Below are 3156 nucleotides of genomic sequence, written 5' to 3'. Positions count from 1 at the left end.
GGCGGTGGCCGGACCGCGTGCGGCGGCGGGGCCGGATCCGGCCTTGGCCGGGTTGCCCGAGCGACCGCGGGCGCTGCGGTTGCGGACGTCTTGGGGGTTCATGCGCTGCTGCTTGGGGCGTGCCACACCGACATGCTAATTCGCGACCCTATGAGGCCGTGACGGCGTGCGCGACGCACGCCCGTCGCGCGTGTCAGCGCACGCCCGTCGCGTCCGTTAGCGCACGTCCTTCAGCGCATCCAGGTAGCGGGCGACGATCTCGAGCTCCTCGACGGTGAACTGCTCGTGCAGGCGCTGCATGCCCGCGAGGATGTCGCCGTAGGGGTCGTCGGGCCCGCCGCGGCCGGCTCCGGCGAACGCGTCGGGCAGCGCCCGCACCACGACCCGGCGGCGATCGGCGGGGTCGGTCGTGCGCTCGATGAGGCCGTGCTTCTCGAGCCGGTCGAGCACGCGGGTGGTGGTGCTGGTCGGCAGCTCGGTCTGCTGGCTCACCTCGCCCGCCGTCATCGGCCCGCCGTGGCGCTGGATGAAGCCGAACGCCTGCATGTCGACCACGTTCAGGCCGAGCGACCGGGAGATGCGCTCGTTCGTCATCACCGAGGAGGCGATGACGAGCTGCACGAGCTCGACGATGCGAGCGGTGACCTCAGCCCTGCTTGACATCGGACCGTCGACCTCCTATTCTTCCCGGAGTGGGATTATCCCAATTCGGGACAATCCCGCATCGGAAGCAATCTCAGCATACGAAGGGATGACGGCCATGGCCACCACCACACGCCGAGGGCTCGCCATCGGCATCCTCCTGTTCGCCTCGTTCATGGACCTGCTCGACGTCACCATCGTGCAGGTCGCCCTACCGTCGATCGGCGCCGACCTCGGGGCATCCGAAGCACAGCTCGAATGGATCGTGAGCGGGTACATGCTCGCCTTCGCGGTCGCGCTGATCACGGGTGGGCGGCTCGGCGACCTGTTCGGGCGCCGCAGGATCTTCCTCATCGGTATCGCGGGGTTCACGATCGCCTCCGGAGTCGCCGCCGCGGCCTGGTCGGGCGAGTCACTGGTCGTCACCCGCATCGCGCAGGGCCTGTTCGCCGCCCTCATGGTGCCGCAGCTCCTCGCCTCGGTGCAGGCGCTGTTCAGCCCCCGCGAGCGCGCCCCGATGTACGGGCTCATCGGCGGCGTCAGCGGCCTCGCCGCGGTGCTCGGTCCCGTACTCGGCGGCTGGCTCATCGACGCCGACCTCTGGGGTCTCGGCTGGCGCACCGTGTTCCTCATCAACATCCCGGTCGGCGTCGCGATCTTCATCCTCGCCGCGCGATTCGTGCCCGACACCCGCTCCGAGCGGCCCATGCGACTCGACCTCGTGGGCGTCGTGCTGCTCAGCGCCATCGTGCTGGCGTTCATGGTGCCCCTCGTCGAGGGCCAGTCGCTCGGTTGGCCGGCCTGGCTGTGGATCCCCGTCGCGTTCGGCGCGGTGCTGCTCGTCGTGCTCGTCGTCTACTCGCGCCGGCGCATGCGCCGCGACGGCTCCGCGCTGCTGCCGATGCCGCTCTTCGCCGACCGCGGCTTCTCGGCGGGCATCGTGACCCAGGCGGCCTTCCAGGGCTCGCTCAATGCGTTCACGCTGCCGTTCATCATCTACCTGCAGATCGGCCTCGGCTTCGACGCGCTCACCGCCGGCCTCAACCTGCTGGCCTTCAGCCTGGGCGCGATGGTCGGCACGGGCATCGTCATCCCCCTCGTGGCCCGCCTCGGCAAGGTGCTCGTCACCGCAGGCGCCGTGCTGCTCGCAGCCGGCCTGCTGTGGGTGTTCGCGATCGTGGCCGCGACCGGCGCCGACTTCACCGGCTGGGCGGCGGTGTGGCCGATGCTGCTGGCGGGCGTGGGCCTCGCGCTCGTCGTTATCCCGCTGGTCGACGTCGCGCTCGCCACCGTGCCGGTGGCCGATGCCGGCGCCGCGTCCGGCGCGTACAGCACGTTCCAGCAGTTGGGCGCCGCGGCCGGCGTGGCCGTCTCGACGACGGTGTTCTTCACCGTCATCGGCGACGACTGGAGCCGGGAGCACCTGCTCACCGCGCTGCAGGCCTCGGTCTGGGTCGCGGTGGCCGGCTTCGCGATCGCGGCACTCGCCAGCCTCCTCCTGCCCGGCCGCGCGCAGGTACAGGCGCACCTCGACGAGGCCAAGCGGCTCGCCGAGGCCGACGTCGAGCCCGTGCCCGCGGGCGCCGCCGCGACCAGCGCCTGACCGGCCCCTCGGCCTCGTGGGCTACCCCTCCCGGCCGCCGCGCATCCTCGACTCGAGGGCGCGGCGGTCGGGCTTGCCCGAGGGGAGCAGCGGCAGGTGGTCGACGAGCTGGAGGCGCACGGGGCGGGCGGCGGGCGTCAGCCCCGCGGCGTCGGTCGCCGCGACGAGGGTCGTGAGGGCATCGGATGCCGCCGCCGCGTCCGTGTGCGTCGTCACCACCGCCGCGCGCTCGCCCCATTCGGCATCGGGCACCCGCACGACGACCGCGTCGCCAAACCCGGCCACCGACCGCACCGCGCGCTCGACCTCGCCGAGTTCGACCTTCACGCCGCCCGAGATGATCACGTCGTCGGCCCGGCCCCTGATGCGCAGGATACCGTCGTGGGCCACGTCGCCGAGGTCGCCCGTGCGATACCACCGGGTGCCGTCGGCGTCGGTCGCGAAGGCCTCAGCCGTGCGCGCGGGGTCGCCGAGGTAGCCGTCGGCGAGCGTCGGACCCGACAGCTCCACGCGACCGTCGACGATGCGCACGCGCACGCCGTCGAGCGCGCGCCCGTCGTAGACGCAGCCGCCCGCCGTCTCGCTCGACCCGTAGGTGCGGGTGACCCGGAGTCCCAGCGCATCGGCCGCGACGATCAGCGACGGCGACGCGGCCTGGCCGCCGGGGATGCCCCGGCCGACCCGGCTGATGAGGGTGGCGATGACGAGGATGCGCAGGACGGGGTCGGCGACCGAGCCGACGATGCGCCGGAAGAGTCCTCGGCCAGCACGGTCGCGAGCGGGGGGATGACGGGCTCGAGGGCATCGAGAAGCTGAACCACCCCGAGGCGCTCGAGGTGCCCTGGCTGCCGATGCTCGTGCCACCACGTTGGTCTTCTTGAGGTAGCGGCGCGAGCTCCACGGAGTCAACG

Annotated in this window: 3 protein-coding genes; 1 reads left to right on the top strand and 2 read right to left on the bottom strand. The window is 72.3% G+C overall.

Going from position 1 to position 3156, the window contains the following annotated elements:
• Positions 1–216: 216 nt before the first annotated feature.
• On the bottom strand, positions 217–663 hold the full coding sequence (locus GH736_RS19955) for a MarR family winged helix-turn-helix transcriptional regulator (RefSeq protein ID WP_159606437.1): 447 nt from the start codon (positions 661–663) through the stop codon (positions 217–219).
• Between the two features lie 97 nt (positions 664–760).
• Here GH736_RS19955 and GH736_RS19950 point away from each other — a divergent pair, with 97 nt between their 5' ends.
• Positions 761–2245, top strand: coding sequence for an MFS transporter (locus tag GH736_RS19950; protein WP_203230872.1), 1485 nt, complete (start codon positions 761–763; stop codon positions 2243–2245).
• Positions 2246–2266: 21 nt separating this feature from the next.
• Here the strand turns inward: GH736_RS19950 and GH736_RS19945 are convergent.
• A partial coding sequence (locus GH736_RS19945) for an AMP-binding enzyme (protein WP_159606433.1) occupies positions 2267–3156 on the bottom strand: 890 nt, incomplete at its 5' end.

Origin of the sequence: Agromyces humi, assembly GCF_009720255.1 — a bacterium.
Classification (GTDB): Bacteria; Actinomycetota; Actinomycetes; order Actinomycetales; family Microbacteriaceae; genus Agromyces; species Agromyces humi.
Note: the sequence above shows the minus strand (reverse complement) of the source record. Positions and strands in the feature narration are given on the sequence as shown.

Bases quoted from the DNA above. Each gene is read 5' to 3' on its own strand.
- GH736_RS19950 (WP_203230872.1), top strand. From the start codon at position 761: ATGGCCACCACCACACGCCGAGGGCTCGCCATCGGCATCCTCCTGTTC.
- GH736_RS19955 (WP_159606437.1), bottom strand. From the start codon at position 663: ATGTCAAGCAGGGCTGAGGTCACCGCTCGCATCGTCGAGCTCGTGCAG.